The organism is Pseudomonas sp. AAC, from assembly GCF_000725445.1.
GTDB classification, from domain to species: Bacteria; Pseudomonadota; Gammaproteobacteria; order Pseudomonadales; family Pseudomonadaceae; genus Pseudomonas; species Pseudomonas citronellolis.
This window is the reverse complement of record NZ_KL647098.1, coordinates 23110-39107: the sequence shown is the minus strand read 5'-3', so window position 1 is coordinate 39107 and position 15998 is coordinate 23110. Positions and strand designations below refer to the sequence as shown.

General features: G+C 69.2%; 11 protein-coding genes. 3 read left to right on the top strand and 8 right to left on the bottom strand.

The features are described 5' to 3' along the window. The first annotated feature begins 13 nt into the window (after positions 1–13). The 3 genes from FG99_RS17790 to FG99_RS17780 are packed head-to-tail and all read left to right on the top strand — an operon-like array spanning position 14 to position 3977. Complete coding sequence (locus tag FG99_RS17790; RefSeq protein WP_236695217.1) at positions 14–1540, top strand: DUF1254 domain-containing protein; 1527 nt, start codon at positions 14–16, stop codon at positions 1538–1540. Positions 1541–1552: 12 nt separating this feature from the next. Beyond that, complete coding sequence (locus tag FG99_RS17785) at positions 1553–2500, top strand: SphA family protein (RefSeq protein ID WP_043271632.1); 948 nt, start codon at positions 1553–1555, stop codon at positions 2498–2500. Positions 2501–2549: 49 nt separating this feature from the next. Beyond that, positions 2550–3977 carry a DUF1254 domain-containing protein gene (locus FG99_RS17780; RefSeq protein ID WP_043271630.1) on the top strand — a complete coding sequence of 476 codons (1428 nt, stop codon included), beginning with the start codon at positions 2550–2552 and terminating at the stop codon, positions 3975–3977. A 716-nt stretch (positions 3978–4693) separates the two neighbouring features. On the opposite strand, the gene FG99_RS17775 is transcribed toward FG99_RS17780, so the two are convergent. The 8 genes from FG99_RS17775 to FG99_RS17740 all read right to left on the bottom strand — a co-directional run bounded on the left by FG99_RS17775 (position 4694) and on the right by FG99_RS17740 (position 15989). Beyond that, positions 4694–6058: a DUF1329 domain-containing protein gene (locus FG99_RS17775; RefSeq protein WP_051879011.1), complete on the bottom strand. Its 1365-nt coding sequence runs from the start codon at positions 6056–6058 to the stop codon at positions 4694–4696. Between the two features lie 17 nt (positions 6059–6075). Beyond that, positions 6076–7893, bottom strand: a complete 1818-nt coding sequence (locus FG99_RS17770; protein WP_043271627.1) for a DUF1302 domain-containing protein — start codon at positions 7891–7893, stop codon at positions 6076–6078. A gap of 278 nt (positions 7894–8171) precedes the next feature. Next, positions 8172–8939 (bottom strand): SDR family oxidoreductase, encoded by a 768-nt coding sequence (locus FG99_RS17765; RefSeq protein WP_043271625.1) that lies wholly within the window; start codon positions 8937–8939, stop codon positions 8172–8174. A gap of 193 nt (positions 8940–9132) precedes the next feature. Beyond that, positions 9133–9666, bottom strand: a complete 534-nt coding sequence (locus tag FG99_RS17760) for a cytochrome b (RefSeq protein ID WP_043271624.1) — start codon at positions 9664–9666, stop codon at positions 9133–9135. A gap of 518 nt (positions 9667–10184) precedes the next feature. After that, positions 10185–12284 (bottom strand): site-2 protease family protein, encoded by a 2100-nt coding sequence (locus FG99_RS17755; RefSeq protein WP_141766240.1) that lies wholly within the window; start codon positions 12282–12284, stop codon positions 10185–10187. Beyond that, the gene (locus FG99_RS17750; protein ID WP_043271620.1) at positions 12284–13624 is read right to left on the bottom strand and encodes an efflux RND transporter periplasmic adaptor subunit; all 1341 of its coding nucleotides are present in this window, start codon (positions 13622–13624) and stop codon (positions 12284–12286) included. Before FG99_RS17750 ends, FG99_RS17755 begins: the two co-directional genes overlap by 1 nt. A gap of 6 nt (positions 13625–13630) precedes the next feature. Continuing rightward, the gene (locus FG99_RS17745; RefSeq protein ID WP_043271618.1) at positions 13631–14416 is read right to left on the bottom strand and encodes an efflux RND transporter periplasmic adaptor subunit; all 786 of its coding nucleotides are present in this window, start codon (positions 14414–14416) and stop codon (positions 13631–13633) included. After that, entirely contained in the window at positions 14400–15989 is a 1590-nt protein-coding gene (locus FG99_RS17740; protein WP_043271616.1) for a TolC family protein, read from the bottom strand. Before FG99_RS17740 ends, FG99_RS17745 begins: the two co-directional genes overlap by 17 nt. Between the last annotated feature and the right edge of the window lie 9 nt (positions 15990–15998).

Sequence of the window (15998 nt, the reverse complement as noted above, 5' to 3'; positions counted from 1 at the left end):
AGGGGAGCCTTTCATGTCGCGTAGAACTCTGATGATGCCGCTGTTGCTGGCCCTGGCCCTGCAGGGCCAGGCGGCCGAGTCCGTCACCATGGAACCGGTGGGCGGGCAGCCCGCCGCGGGGGAAAAGCCCTCGGTGAGCGACTTCGACTACCAGGTGAAGTACCAGCGCGCCTTCGAGGCGGTGCTCTGGTCGCTGCCCAGGGTGCAGACCCAGGGCGGGCGGGAGGCCACCCTCGGCGGGCTGGGCATCAAGGACAACGACATAGTCGCCATGTCCGGCACGGCCACGCCCAAGTTCGAGACCTGGACCGCCAACAGCTCCACGCCCTACGTCTTCGCCTATTCCGACCTCAGGCGCGAGCCGGTGGTGCTGGAGGTGCCGGCGGCCGGCCCGGACGGCAGCCTCTACGGCCAGGTGGTGGACGCCTGGCAGCGCACCATCGCCGACATCGGCCCCTCCGGAATCGACGCCGGCCGTGGCGACAAGCTGCTGCTCACCGGCCCGGACTTCAAGGGCACGGTGCCGGCCGGCTACCGCCAGGTGGTGTCGCCGACGCGGCGGATCGTCTTCGCCTTCCGCTCGGTGCGTGCGCCGGGCAAGAGCGCGGCGGACGCCTATGCCTACGCCAGGCGCCTGAAGATGTACTACCTGTCGCAGGCGGCCCGGCCGCCGCAGCAGCGTTTCGCCGACCCGCTGAACCAGCGCTATTCGTCCCTGCTACCGCAGGACGAGCGCTATTTCCAACTGCTCCACGACACCGTCACCTACGAACCGGTGCAGCCCGAGGACAAGCACATGCTCGGCCTGCTGGCCTCGCTGGGCATCGAGCAGGGCAAGCCCTACCAGCCGGACGAGAAGACCCGCCGGGCGATGCGCCAGGCCGTGGTGGACGTCTGGTTCTACCTGCAGCAGCGCTTCGACCAACTGCCCAGGGACTATTACTACTGGCCCGACCGCCAGTACGTGCCGCTGCTGCTGCCGGACGCCAACCGCGGCTTCAGCTTCGACTACCCCGGGCGCATCGACGTGGATGGCCGCGCCCTGGCGTTCTTCTGGTGCACCCTGGTGCCGCGGCAGGTGCCCGAGCGGCCGGCGGCCTACTACCTGATGGCCATGGCCGACAGCCGGGGCCGGCCGCTGGAGGCGGGCGCCAGCTACAGGCTGGTGGTGCCGGCCGACATGCCGGTGAAGCAGTTCTGGTCGCTGACCCTCTACGACCGCGCCACCATGGCCTTCATCTACACCCCGCAGAACCGCACCACGCTGGACTCCTACGGCCTGGACAAGATGAAGAAGAACGCCGACGGCAGCGTGACCCTCTACGTCGGCCCGCAGGCGCCCAAGGGCCTGGAGTCCAACTGGATTCCCACCGGCGGCAAGCGGCCGCTGCCGGCCCTGCGCTTCTACGGCGGCACCGACGCGCTGTTCGACAAGCAGTTCAAGATGCCCGACTTCGAGCGCATCGACGAGCCGGCCGCCGCAGCCGCGCCCGGCGTCATGCCCGCCGGCCTGGCGATGGGCAGCCACCTGCTGCCATGACGGATGCCTGGCATGCGCTGTAAATCCACCCTGCTGGCTGGCTGCCTGCTGTGCGGCGCCGGCCAGGGCTGGGCGGTGGAGAACGGCGCCGGCTTCTACCTGCTCGGTTCCCGCGGCCCCATGGCCGGGGTGCTGCCGCCGCCGGGGCTGTACCTGCAGAACGACCTCTACCGCTACAGCGGCAGCGCCGGGGCGAGCCGGGACTTCCCCCTGAACGGCAAGGTGGTGGCCGGCATCCAGGTCGAAACCTGGCTGGAAATGCCGACGCTGCTCTGGTCCACGCCCGCGCAACTGCTCGGCAGCAACCTGGGGTTGTCCTGGAGCCAGCCCCTGGGCGGGCCCGGCCTCGACGTCGACGCCGAGCTGACCGGGCCCCAGGGCGGGCGCTTCGCCAGCGACGTGCACGCCTCCAACTACACCTACGGCGACCCGGTGCTGGCGGCCTTCCTCGGCTGGCACCGCGGCAACTTCCACTGGCAGGGCGGGGTGGCGCTGAACGTGCCGGCCGGCGACTACGACGACCAGGCCCTGGCCAACGTCGCCTTCCACCACTGGGGCGCCGACCCCTTCGCCGCGCTGACCTGGTTCGACCCGGCCATCGGCCTGGACCTGTCCGTCGCCGCCGGCGTCACCATCAACGCCGCCAACCCCGCCACCGACTACCGCAGCGGCAACGAGGCGCACCTGGAGTGGGCCGCCGAGCAGCACTTCGGTCCGCGCTTCTCCGCCGGCCTGCTCGGCTACCACTACCGCCAACTGACCGGCGACGGCGGCCGCGGCGCCAGCCTCGGGCCCTTCCGGGGCCGCACCCGGGCCCTGGGCGCGACCCTGGCCTGGAACTTCCCCGGCGCGCGGCCCTGGTCGCTGCGCCTGAAGGCCTACAAGGAGCAGGGCGCCTACAACCGCCTGGAGGGCCACGCCGCCTACCTGACGCTTTCCGTGCCCCTGTCTTCGTTCTGACGCGCAGGCGGGGGCCGCACCAGTTCCAACCCAGAGCAAGGAGTTCATGATGAAAGCCACACGCACGATGCTGTCCGCGCTGAGCGTGGCCGTCGCCCTGGCCGCCGGCCACTGCCTGGCCACGCCGAGCTATGCCGATCCGCAGGTCAGCCTGGTGATGACGCCGCAGAAGGTCGCCCAGGCCCAGGAGATCGACGCCTACAACCTGGGGGTGATGGCCTACACCTGGGGCTACCCGCTGGTGCGCCTGGAGCGGATCCTGCGCGAGTACATCGACGTGCCGGCGAACAAGCCGCCGACCAGCTACCGCGGGCCGCTGAACCAGATCGGCTGGGCCACGGCGCTGTCCACCCCGGCGGACAAGGACATGCCCACCGCCAACAACGACACCCTGTACATGAGCGCGGTGGTCAAGCTGGACGAGCCCTACGTGCTGAGCGTGCCGGACACCGCCGACCGCTACTACGTGATCAACGTCTTCGACATGTACCACGACCTGGAGCACTACATCGGCCGTCGCGCCACCGGCACTGGTGCCGGGCGCTTCGCCCTGGTGCCGCCGGGCTGGGAGGGCCGCCTGCCGGCAGGCGTCAAGGCGCTGCCGGTGAGCACCGACAAGGTCTGGCTGTGGGGCCGCGTGCACATCCGCCAGGGCGAGGACCTGGCGCCGGTGCTGGCGCTGCAGAAGCAGTTCGACCTGCGCCCGCTGAGCCAGCTGGGCAAGGCCGGCTACGTGCCGGCGAAGCAAAGCCTGCCGGCGCTGCCGTCGATCGATGGCGACGAACTGGGCTTCTTCACCCACCTGGGCTACGCCATGCAGCACAACCGCATGAAGACCGTGGACCAGGCGCTGGTGGGGCAACTGGCGCGCATCGGCCTCACCCCCGAGCACGGCTTCGACCGCAGCAAGCTGACCGCCGAGCAACTGCGCGGGCTCAAGCGCGCCCTGGCCGACGGCCCGCTGGTGGCCGGCAAGGCCACCATGACCTCCACCGTGCTGCGCAATGGCTGGAACGTGGCCCTGGTCAAGGAGTTCGGCTACGACTACCCGGGCCGCTCGGTCATGGCCGGCGCCTACCTGGGCGGCAACCTGGCGGAGGAGGCGGTCTACCCGATCCGCTTCACCGACGAGCAGGGCAAGCCGCTCAACGGCGAGAACCCGTACCGCCTGACCTTCGCCAAGGCGCCGCCGGTGGGGGCGTTCTGGTCGCTGACGATCTACAACGCCGGCGACAAGATGCTGGTGGACAACCCCATCGGCCGCTACAAGGTCGGCTCGGACACCCCGGGCCTGCAGGTCGCGGCGGACGGCTCGATCAGCATCCCCATCCAGCACGCCCAGCCGGCCGGCGCAGGCAAGGCCAACTGGCTGCCGGCGCCCAAGGGCGACTTCTACCTGCTGCTGCGCCTGTACCAGCCGGACGCCAGCATCCTCGATGGCAGCTACGCGCTGCCGCAAGTGACCCGCGCCCGCTAGCGGCGCGGCGGATCGCGGACGGAGTCCGCTCCTACAAAGAGGAATGCCGGGCTTCACGGCGACCTGTAGAAGCGGGCCCTGCCCGCGATTCGCGCGCAGGGCGCGCTCCTACAGGGGAATGGCGTGGGTGGGGCGGCGTAGGTGCGACTGTCCTGCGCCCCGCGCCGAGATGCGGCGGATAACCGCGAACGGTTATGCGCCCTACGAACTCGCCGGTTGACGCTGAACCACCCGACCGCTCCGAACGGCCCCCTCTCCCGCTTGCGGGAGAGGGCTGGGGAGAGGGTGCTCTTCCGCGAGCCTTTTCGTAGGAGCGAGCTTACAGGGAGGAATACCGTGCTTCACGGCGACCTGTAGGAGCGGGCCCTGCCCGCGATTCGCGCGCAGGGCGCGCTCCTACATTGGAATGGCGTGGGTGGGGTTGCGTAGGAGCGGATCTCATCCGCGAACCGCGCCGGAGGTTCCGGCTAATCGCGGACAAGGTCCGCTCCTACCGCATGAGCGAGCATGGCTTTCGTAGGATGGTGTTGAGCGAAGCGATACCCATCACCGCAACCGCATGGGTTTCGCCAAGGCTCAACCCATCCTACGAAAAGCGTCTCGGCGCGGCCGACAAGACAGTTGCTCCTACGAAGAGCACTGGAGGCGCCACGGTTCGGCCCGGGCCACAAAAAAATGGCGACCCGAAGGTCGCCCAAAACCACAGGTGCTGCTGCTCAGCGAACCCCGTCGCTGCGCAGGGCAGCCGGGGTGAATTTGGCGGCGGAGGAGGGCTCGCCGAAGCGGATCCAGCTCTTCTCCTGGTTCATCATGCCGCTGACCGCGTAACGGCCGGAGATCAGGTCATACAGGGATTCCAGGGCGTACCAGGGCACCTGCTGCTTGTAGTCCTGGGTCAGCATGGCCTCGCCTACGCGCCACAGTTGGCCGCGGCCGTCGTACTGGTCGGACAGGGCGATGCTCCAGGAGTCCTCGTCGACGTAGAAGCGGCGCTTGGCGTAGATGTGCCGCTCGCCCTGCTTCAGGTTGGCTTCCACCACCCAGACGCGGTGCAGCTCGTAGCGCGCCAGGTCCTGGTTGATGTGGCCGGCCTTGAGGATCTCGTCGTACTTGTGCTTGGGCGAGGCCAGCTCGTAGTTGTTGTAGGGAATGTAGATTTCCTTCTTGCCCACCAGCTTCCAGTCGTAGCGGTTGGGCGCGCCGTTGTACATGTCCAGGCCGTCGGAGGTGCGCAGGCCGTCCACTTCGGTGGTCGGGCTGTCGTAGGCCACCTGCGGGGCGCGGCGCACGCGGCGCTGGCCGGCGTTATATTGCCAGGCCATGCGCGGTTCCTTCACCTGGTCCAGGGAGTCGTGCACCAGCAGCACGTTGCCGGCCAGGCGTGCCGGCTCGGTCACCCGCGACTTGTAGTAGTACAGGAGGTTCTCCGCGTCCTTGGCGTCCAGGTCGGCCATGCCCTTGGGCACCGCCAGGTCTTCCTCGTAGCGGATGGCGGTGAAGCTGCCGCTGGTCTGCGGCGCGGCGGTGACCGAGGCGCGCAGGATGTTCACTCCGCGGAAGCGGGTGATGTGGTTCCACACCACTTCCAGTCCGTCCTTGGGAATCGGGAAGGCCACCCAGCGGCTGTCGGCGAAGCCCTGCAGGCCGTTACCGCCCTGCACCAGGCTGGTCTTCAGCGCGCTGGTCCTGGCCGCTTGGTTGATGAAGTCGGGGACCACGGTGCTGCGGTGGGTCGGGTAGACGTTCATCTTGTAGTCGGGGTAGCGCTTGAACATCGCCAGCTGGCCTTCGGACAGCTTGGCCTTGTACTGCTCGACGTTCTGCGCAGTGATGGTGAACAGCGGCTTCTCGCTGGCGAAGGGGTTGCCGGGGAAGCCCTTGGCGTCCACCTCGGCGGCGTTCTGCGCCAGGCCGCCGGTCCAGGCCGGGATGCTGCCGTCGGCGTTGCCGGCCTTCTCCGCGCCCAGCGGGGTGAGGCTGGCGCCCAGCTTGGCGGCCTCCTCCGGGGATACCGCGGCCAGCACGCTGCCGGCCAGCAGGGACAGGGTGAATGCGCCGATCACTCGTAGTGCTTTGTTCATCGTTGAGTCCTCGCGGATCAGAAGTTCACGCCGACGCTGAACGCGAGGAAGTCGCGATCGATCAGGGTGTTGTAGTCGCCGCCGAAGAAGTTGGTGTACGACAGGCTGGCGGTGTAGGTGTTGCGGTAGTCGGCATCCAGGCCGAGGCTGATGGCCTTGGCGCCTTCGTTGAAGGTCGGGCCGTAGCCTTCCACGTCGTGGGACCAGGCGATGTTCGGCTTCAGGTTGATGCCGGCGATGGCGTTGCCGTAGTCGAGGATGCCGCGGGCGCGGTAGCCCCAGGAGGTGTTGGTGTAGAAGCCGTGGGTGTTGCCCGGCGCCCACTGGCCGTACTCGGGGGAGCGGCCGTAGCGCATGGCGCTGGTGGGTTCCAGGTCGCTCAGGTGGGTCAGGCCCAGTTCGCCCACCAGGGTCAGGCGGTCGGCGCCCATCACCTGTTCGAAGAAGTGGGTGAAGGTGGTTTGCACCTGGGTCATCGGCTTGCGTTCGTAGCCGTGGTTGTCGCCGCCGGGCACGTTGGGCATGTTCGGCGAGCTGGTCGCCGCGATCGGGTTGAGCACCGCCAGGGTGACGTCCGGCGTGCTGATCTGCAGCGGCATGTTCGGCCGGTAGCTGATCTCGCCGTTCCAGGCGGTGCCGGTGGGCAGGCTGGTGGCGAAGCTCAGGCCGTAGAGGCGGATGTCCTCGGGGTACTCGATGAAGTAGTTGCTGTTGCCCAGCACGGTGCTCAGGGCCATGCCCTGGACCAGCGAGGAACAGCCCGGGCGGCCACCGCAGGCGGCGCCGGTGGCGGCCAGGATGCGCCCCAGCGAGGCGAGGGTGGCGCCGTTGGCGGTCTGGCTGCTGTAGTAGGGGTTGCGGCTGTGGTAGTTCATGGCGTAGGCGCCGTATTCGACGTCGTCGGTCATCCAGCGCAGGGCCAAGCCCCACTGGCCGCTGTCGCCCGGCTCGCGGTCGCCGCTGCGCGGCAGGATCACCCCTTCGTCGTTGGCGATGAAGCCCTGGCCGGCGGCCGCGGCAATGGGTTCGAACTGCGCCATCAGCGCGCCGAAGCCGGGGGCTGCGTTGTTGGCGTTGTTCAGGTTGCAGCCGTGGGGGACCACGTCGGTGCCGAAGAAGGTGCCGCAGTTGTCCAGTACCGTCTTCTCCCACTTGAGCTGGTAGAAGCCCTCGACGGACAGGCTGTCGGTCACGCTCTGCGACAGGTAGAACATGTTCACCGGCAGCAGCGCTTCCTTGATCTCGGCGCCGGGGCGGCGGATGGCGGAGACGTCGATGGGGTTGATGCTGTTGATGCTGTTGGGGATGAAGGTGCTCTCGCCCCAGCTCACCACCTGCTTGCCCAGGCGCACGCTGCCCGGCAGGTTCTGGATGTCGTAGTTGTGGTAGACGAAGGCGTCGAGCAGCTGCGCGCCGGAGGAGCGGGCGCCCTTGTCGCGGCCGTCGTCGCTGATGTCCTTGAACGGCCGGCTCTCGTCCTTGAGTTCGAAGTCGTACCAGTACTTGCCGCGGACGAACAGGCCGGTGTCGCCGTACTTCAGCTCCAGGTCGTGGATGCCCTTGAACAGCTTGGAGAAGGTCTCGCCCTTCTCGAAGTTCAGGCGGCCGTCGTCGGTGGTGTGGGTGGCGGTGTTGCCGCCGTTGTTGTAGCCGATGAAGTCCTGGTGGGGGCTCTGGGTACTCCAGCTGGCGCCGATGGACAGGGAGGAATCGAACTGCCCCTCGATCTCGCCGATGTTGAAGTTGACAGCCTTGGCGGGGGCGGCCACGCCCAGGGCGACGGCCAGCGCGAGCAGCTGCGGTTGGAAGAATCCAGGTCTTGTTATTGTTCTCATGAAACGCTCCAGTGCAGGGGGTGGAAGACTGCAGGCACAAGCTATGTGGAGCGCCGGGGGCGGATAAGCGCGCGAAAGTACGAGTGGCGTGTCGGAAGAAGGTATGAGTCGTGCTGTGGCGCGGGTTTCAGCGGGGTTCAGCAATGCGATGAATGGTCCTTCATTCACTGGTTCGGTGGGGCGTGGGAATCGTCTGAAGGAATTCCCCGTGGCAACGCGCGCACCGGGCCAGGGCCCGGTGCGTTCGCAGGTCAGAAGGGCGCCCGCGGGCGCTCGGATCAGATGAGGTAGCCGCCGTCCACCGCCAGGCTGATGCCGGTGGTGTAGCTGGAGGCGTCGCTGGCCAGGTAGAGCACGGCGCCGGCCATTTCCTCGGGGTTGGCCACGCGCTTGAGCGGCACCCGCTGCAGGATGCCGTCGAGCACCGCCTGGTTCTGCACCAGGGCGGCGGCGAACTTGGTGTCGGTGGGCCCCGGCAGCAGCGCGTTGCAGCGGATGCCGAAGGGCGCGCATTCCTTGGCGAAGACCTTGGTCATGCTGATCACCGCGGCCTTGGTCACCGAGTAGATGCCCTGCAGCTCGCCGGGGCTGATGCCGTTCACCGAGGCGACGTTGATGATGCTGCCGCCGCCTTGCGCCTGCATCAGCTTGCCGGCTTCCACCGACATGTAGAAGTAGCCGCGGATGTTGACGTCCACGGTCTTCTGGAAGGCGGCGACGTCGGTGTCCAGCACGTTGCCGTACTGCGGGTTGGTGGCGGCGTTGTTGACCAGGATGTCGAGGCGCCCGAAGCGTTCGCGGATCCAGGCGAAGGTGGCCTGGATCTGCTCCGGCTCGCCGATGTGGCAGGCCACGGCGCTGGCCTTGCCGCCGGCGGCCTGGATGGCCTCGGCCACCGCCTGGCAGCCCTCCAGCCGGCGGCTGGATACGATGACCTGGGCGCCCTGGCGGGCCAGCAGGTGGGCGATGGCTTCGCCGATGCCGCGGCTGGCGCCGGAAACGAAGGCGACCTTGCCGCTGAGGTCGAAGGGGGCGGGTGTGGACATGGGCTGCTCCGGGAACGGTTGCGAAAGGGGCCGGCCACCGCCCCCGGTCGGATCAGGAGGCGCGTCTAGGGGCGGGGCCGGCCAGGCGAGGATAGGCAGCGGGGCGGAGCGGCGGTATCGCCCGGAAGTGCGATCAGGATGATGAATGGGGATGATGGGGCCGGCGCGTGGCGAGCCGGCCCCGGGTGACGCCTCAGGCCTGTTCGCGGGCCGGCAGCATGGCGCGCAGCACGCCGTCGCGGCGCACGTGGTGGTGCCAGATGGCCGCGGCGGCGTGGCCGAGGATGAGGGCGAAGAGCAGGTACTGGGCGGTGACGTGGAAGGCCTTGGCTGCCTCGCGCGCGGCATCGGACAGCGGCAGCGGCGGGATTTCCACGAGCCAGAACAGGTTCACCGGGCGCTTGCCGAACAGCAGGCCGGTGAGCGGCATGAGGATCAGCAGCGCATAGAGCAGGGCATGGCCGGCCTTGGCGGCCAGCAGCGTGAGGCGCTCGTCGGCCGGCAGCAGCTGCGGCGCGCCATGGCGGGCGCGGACCAGCAGGCGTGTGACGGTCAGGGCCAGGACGGTCAGGCCCAGGGACTTGTGCAGGGTGAACACCCCGCCGACGCCGCCGAGCAGGCCGGCGAACAGGTCCTTGCCGTAGGGCAGGGCGATGATGGCCAGCACCAGGAGGGCGCTGAGCCAGTGCAGGGTGATCTGGGCGGGGGTGTAGCGGGCTTGGGTCACGGGGGTTCCTCTTTGCGGACGCCGGCCTTGCCGAGGGGGCGTGGGGCGGGTCGTTTTTTCGTGGGAGCCGGGGAGGGTAACCGAAGGGGCTGGCTGTTATGGGGAGGAAGGCGTTGCAATTTGTTGTGGGGGGGTGAGAGCGCCCTCTCCCCAGCCCTCTCCCGCAAGCGGGAGAGGGAGCCGTTCGGAGCGGTCGGATAGTTCAGCGTCAACCGGCAAGTTCGTAGGGCGCATAACCGTTCGCGGTTATCCTCCGCATCTCGGCGCGGGGCAGGACAGTTGCGCCTACGCCGCCCAACCTACGCCATTCCCATGCAGGAACGCGCCCTGCGCGCGAAGTCGCGGGCAGGGCCCGCTTACGTTCCAGGAAGCACGGCTTTTCGTAGGATGGTGTTGAGCGAAGCGATACCCATCACCACGACCGCATGGGTTTCGCCAAGGCTCAACCCATCCTACGAAGAGCGCCTCGGCGCAGCTCCCATGCAGGAGCGCGCCCTGCGCGCGAAATCGCGGGAGCGCTAGAACCCACTCTCCCGCATGAACACCGCCGCCAGGTGCATCAACCCGTCCGCCAGCAAGCTGCGGCGCTGGCCTTCGATCTGCAGGTGGCCGCGGGTTTCGTGGAGGTTCGGCGGGGCTTCGTCCAGCTGCACCAGCACGTGGAACAGCGGGCTGCTGGGCACCAGTTGGTCGCCGTGGGGTTGCACCGCCAGGGGGCCGCCGTGGCGGGAGGCCAGGGCCGGTTGGCCCAGTTGGCCGATGCGCGTGGTGCCTATCTGCAGGACCTTGCCGGTGATGGCCCGGGGCACGCCCTCGGGGTAGAAGCGCACCGCGCTGCCTTCGCCCAGGCGCTGGATTTCGTCGGGGCCGACGTAGGCGTCCACCTGCCAGCTGCGTGGGTCGATGAGTACGCCCAGGGGTTCGCGGGTGCCTATCCATTGGCCGCTGCGCCAGTCCGGGTTCAGGTCCAGCCACTGGCCGGCGAAGGGCGCCTGCAGGTTCAGCCGGGCGATTTCCGAGCGGGCGGCGCGGGCTTCCTGGAATTGCACGCCGTAGCGCTGGCGGGTGGCGGCTTCCTCGGCCAGGCCGGCGGGGTCGGCCAGCAGGCCGGCCAGGCGGGCGCGGTAGCCTTGCATGCTGGCTTCGTTGCCGGCCAGGCGGATGGTGATGTCCGGCTGGTCGAGCACCACCAGGGTCTGCCCGGCCTGCACCGGGCCGGCCTTGCGCACTTGCTGCAGCAGCGCCGGGAAGGGCGCGTAGAGGCGCACCTGGTGCTCGGCGCGGGCCAGGCCCACGGCGTGGATCTGGCTGCGCCAGGGCACCGCGACCAGCAGCAGGGCGGCCGCCAGCAGGAGGAGGAACAGATGGCGGCGGCCGCGGCGCACTTCGCCGCGGTGCTGCCACCAGTGTTTCAGTTCGCGCCAGATCGGCTGCACGATGAACCAGGAGATTTCCACGGCGAAGAGAAAGATCCCGAGCAGTTTGAAGAAGAACAGGTAGACGGTCACCGCGATGCCCAGGAACAGCACCAGGCGGTACACCCAGGTGATCATGGCGAAGGCCACCAGCAGGCGCCGCTGGCGCGCCGGGAAGGCTTCCGGCCAGGCTTCGTCGAGCCCCAGCAGGTTGCGCCGCAGGGTGACCTTGGCCAGGGCCGTGGCGCGCTCGTGCAGGTTGGGGAAGTCGAGCAGGTCGGAGAGGATGAAGTAGCCGTCGAAGCGCATGAAGGGGCTGGCGTTCAGCGCCAGGGACAGCGCCCAGCTGGTGGTGGCGAGGTAGAGCAGGGCGTTGCGCAGCGGGCCCGGGTCGCTCAGCGCCCAGCCCAGGGTGGCCAGCCCGGCCAGGCCCAGCTCGGTGAGGATGCCGGCGCTGGCGATGGCCAGGCGTTGTTTCGAACTGCGCAGCTTCCAGCTCTCGCCGGTGTCGGTGTAGAGCATCGGCCACATCACCACGAAGGCGATGCCCATGTGCGCCACCTTCAGCCCCAGGCGCGTGGCCACCAGGGCGTGGCCCATTTCGTGGAGGGTCTTGGCCACCACCAGGGCCAGGGCGAAGCTGAGCAGGCCCTCGGTGGAGAAGGATTCCACCACGTCGTGGCGGAAGGTGTCCCACTGGTGCGCCACCAGGACGATGCCGAGCAGGCCCAGGCTCACCACCAGCACGCCCATGAAGGGGTGGAACAGCCAGCCCAGGGCGCCGGCCAGGCGCCGCAGGTGGCGTTGCGGGTGCAGCAGCGGGATGCGGAAGAACAGGTAGTGGTGCAGCCACCATTTCCAGGTCAGGAACTGCTTGCCCTCGCTGGCCTCGCGCAGGCGCTCCAGGGCCTGGGCGCCGGGGCGCACCAGCTGGTGGCGTTCGAGGAAGGCGCGAAAGCCCAGCACCTGCTCGACGTCGGGCTTGAGCGCGGTCTGCTCGGCGATGTCTTCGGCGATGCGCCGCGGCGTCTGCTCCCAGCGCAGCAGGCATTCGAACTCCAGCCAGCCGATGCGGAAGAAGCGGTTGGTGACGTTGTCGTGGATCACCCAGGCCGGCTCGCCGTCGGCATTGCTGCCGGCCTCGGCGATGTCGAGGTCGTCGCGCAGCGGCGGCGTGGGCAGGTCTTCGGCGGTGGCGTCCATCACCAACCGGTCCAGGCGCGGGCGGCGGCCAGCGGCCGGCGCAGCAGGTAGTAGCCCAGCGGCACGCGCTCGCCGTAGAGCTTGGCGGTGCCGTGCAGGCCCAGGCGGGCGTGGGCCGGGGCGCCCTCGACGCTGGCCAGCAGGCGGTAGGAGGCCACGCCGTCGTCGCCCGGGCGCGCTTCGTAGCTGGTTTCGAGGATTTCCCCGTGCAGCGGCGAGAGCGGGTAGGCGGTGAGGAACAGGGTGACCGGCGCGCCGCTGTCCAGGGCGATGGCGTCGGCCACCGGCAGCTGGATGCGCATGCCCGGCTGGCGGGGATCGGCGACCTGGAGGATGCGCTCGCCGGTGACCACCGGCTTGCCCAGCCAGTCGTTGGGGTCGCTGTACACCGCCACCCCGGCGCGCGGCGAGAGCACCGTGGTGCGCGCCAGTTGCGCCTGCACCGCGGCCAGTTCGGCGCGGCGTTGCCGCGCGGTGCCGTTGAGCACCGCCAGCTCGCCCTTGCTCTGCGGGTTGTCGAAGGCGCGCTGGCTGGCGGCCAGCAGCTCGGCGTCGGCCACCGCGACTTCCTTGGCCAGCACTTCGGCGCGGCTGCGCAGGGTGGTTTCGTCGAGGGCGAACAGCGGGGTGCCGACCTCGACGCTCTGGTTCGGCCGCACCAGCATGCGGGCGATCACCCCGTCGATCGGCGAGCTGATCACCTGGGCATTGCGCGACACCACTTCGGCCGGGGCCAGCGCGGTCTGCCGCACCGGCACCAGCAGCATCACCGCCAGCACCGCCACGCCGAGCAACAGCTGGCGCCGGCTGGGGCGCCAGAAGCGCAGCGAGCGCGGCTTGCCGAAGGCCGCCCAGCAGTGCGCCCAGGTCTGGAACACGCCCTGCAGCAGGTGCTCCACCGAGGGCGCCGGGGCTTCGTCGAGGAGGAACACCAGCAGCCCCAGGCGCTGGCCGTGGCGGTCATGCAGGGGGATGACCCAGAGCCCGCTGGGCCACCATTCGGCCCAGCCTTCGGCGATGTCCTCGGGCACTTCCAGGGTTTCGCGGGGCAGCCAGCGCGGCGCGGCGTCCGCCACCTGGCCGCTCAGCCAGCGCCCGGCGCGGCGCAGCCAGACCAGGTAGGGCGAGTCCTCGGTGGGCCGCGCAAGGCCGGAGATGCACAGCAGCTCCAGCTGCTGGCCGTGCTGGGCCAGCACCAGCGCCTGGTGGAAGCGCAGCAGCGCGTAGAGGTCGTTGGCCATGGAGAAGGCCAGGGCGTTCAGCGACTCCGCGGCCAGGGCGCGGTCGCGCAGGTTGGCCAGGCTCAGCAGCAGCTGGGGTGGCGGAAACATCTCGCTCATGGCTGCCTACTCTTGCGCGTCGGGGAAGCGCGCGGTACCGCTCATGCCCGCGATCAGTTCAGGATAGGCCGCATCCAGGCGCGCCTCCAGCTCCACGGTCTGGGCCACGGCGTCGACCCGCGCGTTGATGGCGCTGACCTTGGCCGGGTAGCGCTTGCCGGTCTCGTGGATCTCCACTTCCACCGGCATGCCGGGCTTGAGCTGCGGCAGCAGGGTGGAGGGCACGTTCAGGCGCACCTTGAGGGCGCCGTCGCTGACCAGGTCGAACAGCGGCGCGCCGGCCTGCACGGTCTGGTACGGCTTGACGTAGACCTTGGCCACGCGCCCGGCGAAGGGCGCCTGCACCTGGCAGTAGCCGGCCTGGGCGCGGGCCAGGGTGAGGGCGCCCTCGGCCTTGCTCACCTCGGTGGTGGCCATGGCCACTTCCAGCTCGCCGGCGGCGTCGAGCTTCTGCAGGTTGCGCTTGGCCGCCAGGTTCTGCCGGGCCATGCCCAGCTCGGCGGCGGCGACCTTGGCGCGGGCCTGCACCTCGACGCACTGGAGCTGGGCCAGCAGGGCGTCCTTGCCGACCTTCTGGCCGAGGCTGGCCTTGAGTTCGCCGAGGGTGCCGTTCATCTGGCTGGACAGGGTGGTCTCCAGGTCCGATACCAGCAGCACGCGGATGGCGTTGGGTTCGTCGCCGGCGGCCGGCGGCGGGAGGGCGGGGTCGCCGTCGGCGGCGAAGGCCGACGGCAGCAGGGCGAGGAACAGGAACGGCAGGCACGACAGGCAGGACTTACGGCTGTGCGGCATTGGCGCTTCCTTCGTTGCTGCTGGAGAGGTTGTTGCCGGAAAGATTGCTGCTGGGGGCGCCCGCGCTGCTGGCGGTGAGCAGGTTGCTGCCGCTCTCCTGTTCCAGGGTGCGCTGGATTTCCCGGGCCAGGGTCTTCACGTCGTGGTTTTCCACCTTGTCCGGCAGCACGGCGAAACCCACCGAGTTGTACAGCCGGCCCCAGGCGGCCTGGGCGTCGGAGTAGGCGGCCTCGCGCTGGTAGCGCGAGAGCAGGTAGCGGCCTTCGGCGCGGATCAGCTCCAGCTCGGTGCCCAGGGCGGCGCTGCGGGCCTTCTGCGCGTAGTCCAGCAGGCTCTTGTCGACGCGCAGGCTGTCGTCGGCGAACTCCACTTCCTGGCGCGCCAGCTGGTAGCGCAGCAGGCCGACGCGGACCTGGGTGAGGATGGCCATGGACAGCGCGGTGCGGCGCATGTCGTCGGTCTTGGCCTGGGTCTGCTGGGCGGTGTTCAGCGCCGGGTACTGCAGCAGGCGCAGCAGGTTGATGGAGACCTGCACGCCGGTCTCGTTCCAGTGGTTGTTGTACAGGTACTTGTTGGAGTCGTACTGGTAGCCGTAGTTGACGCTGACGTTGGGCCACAGCTGGGCCTTGGCGATCTTCAGGTCGTTCTCGTCGACGCGCTTGCGGTACCACTCCTCCATGATTTCCGGGCGGTGCTGCAGCGACAGCTGCTCCAGTCTCTCGACGTTGCTGGTGACCAGCGGCAGCGGCGGCTCGCTGGTGTCGGCCAGGAGCATCTTCGAGTTCGGCGGCAGCGACATCAGCGCGGCCAGTTCGGCGCGGGCGAACTCCAGGTCCTGGCGGCGCACGGTGAGCATGTACACCGAGTCGAGCAGGGCGCGCTGGTAGGCGAGGATGTCCTGGCGCGGCAGCAGGCCCTGGTTCTCGGCCTCGCGGGCGGCGGTGAGGGCGCGGTGGGTGCGCATCAGCAGGTTGTCCACCTCCGGCAGCAGGCGCTGGGCGCCCAGGGCCCGCCAGTAGGCGTTGCGCACGTCCTGCATGACGTTCTGCGCCACGCGCTCGCGGCGTTCCTCGGCCATGTGGATCTGGTCGGCCTTCTGCTGGGTGCGGTAGTAGGCCACGCCGAAGTCCAGCAGGCTCCAGGACAGGCCCAGGCTGTCGATGTCGCGGTAGCGCTCCTCGGAGGTGGACGGACGCAGGGACACCTGGCGGTCCTGGATGCCGATGGAGGTGCCGCCGGAGTCGTTGTTGCGCCCGGCGTAGCCGGCCGAGGCCACCAGGCGCGGCAGCATCTCGTGGGCGGTGACGTCGCGCAGGTCGGCGGCCAGGGCGCTTTCCAGCAGCTTCAGGCGGTAGTCGAGGTTGTATTTCAGGGCTCGCGCCGCGGCTTCGTAGAAGGTGATGGGCGCGTTCACCGGCTCCTGCTCGCGGTACATGCGCGCCTGGTCGTCGATGACGCGCTGGCGCATCTGCTGTTCGTCGTAGGGTTTGGACTCCATCAGCGAGGAGCAGGCGCCAAGCACGGTGCTGACGGCGATGATGGCACTCAAGGCCTTGAGGCGTTGTCCCGGCATAAGCATTCC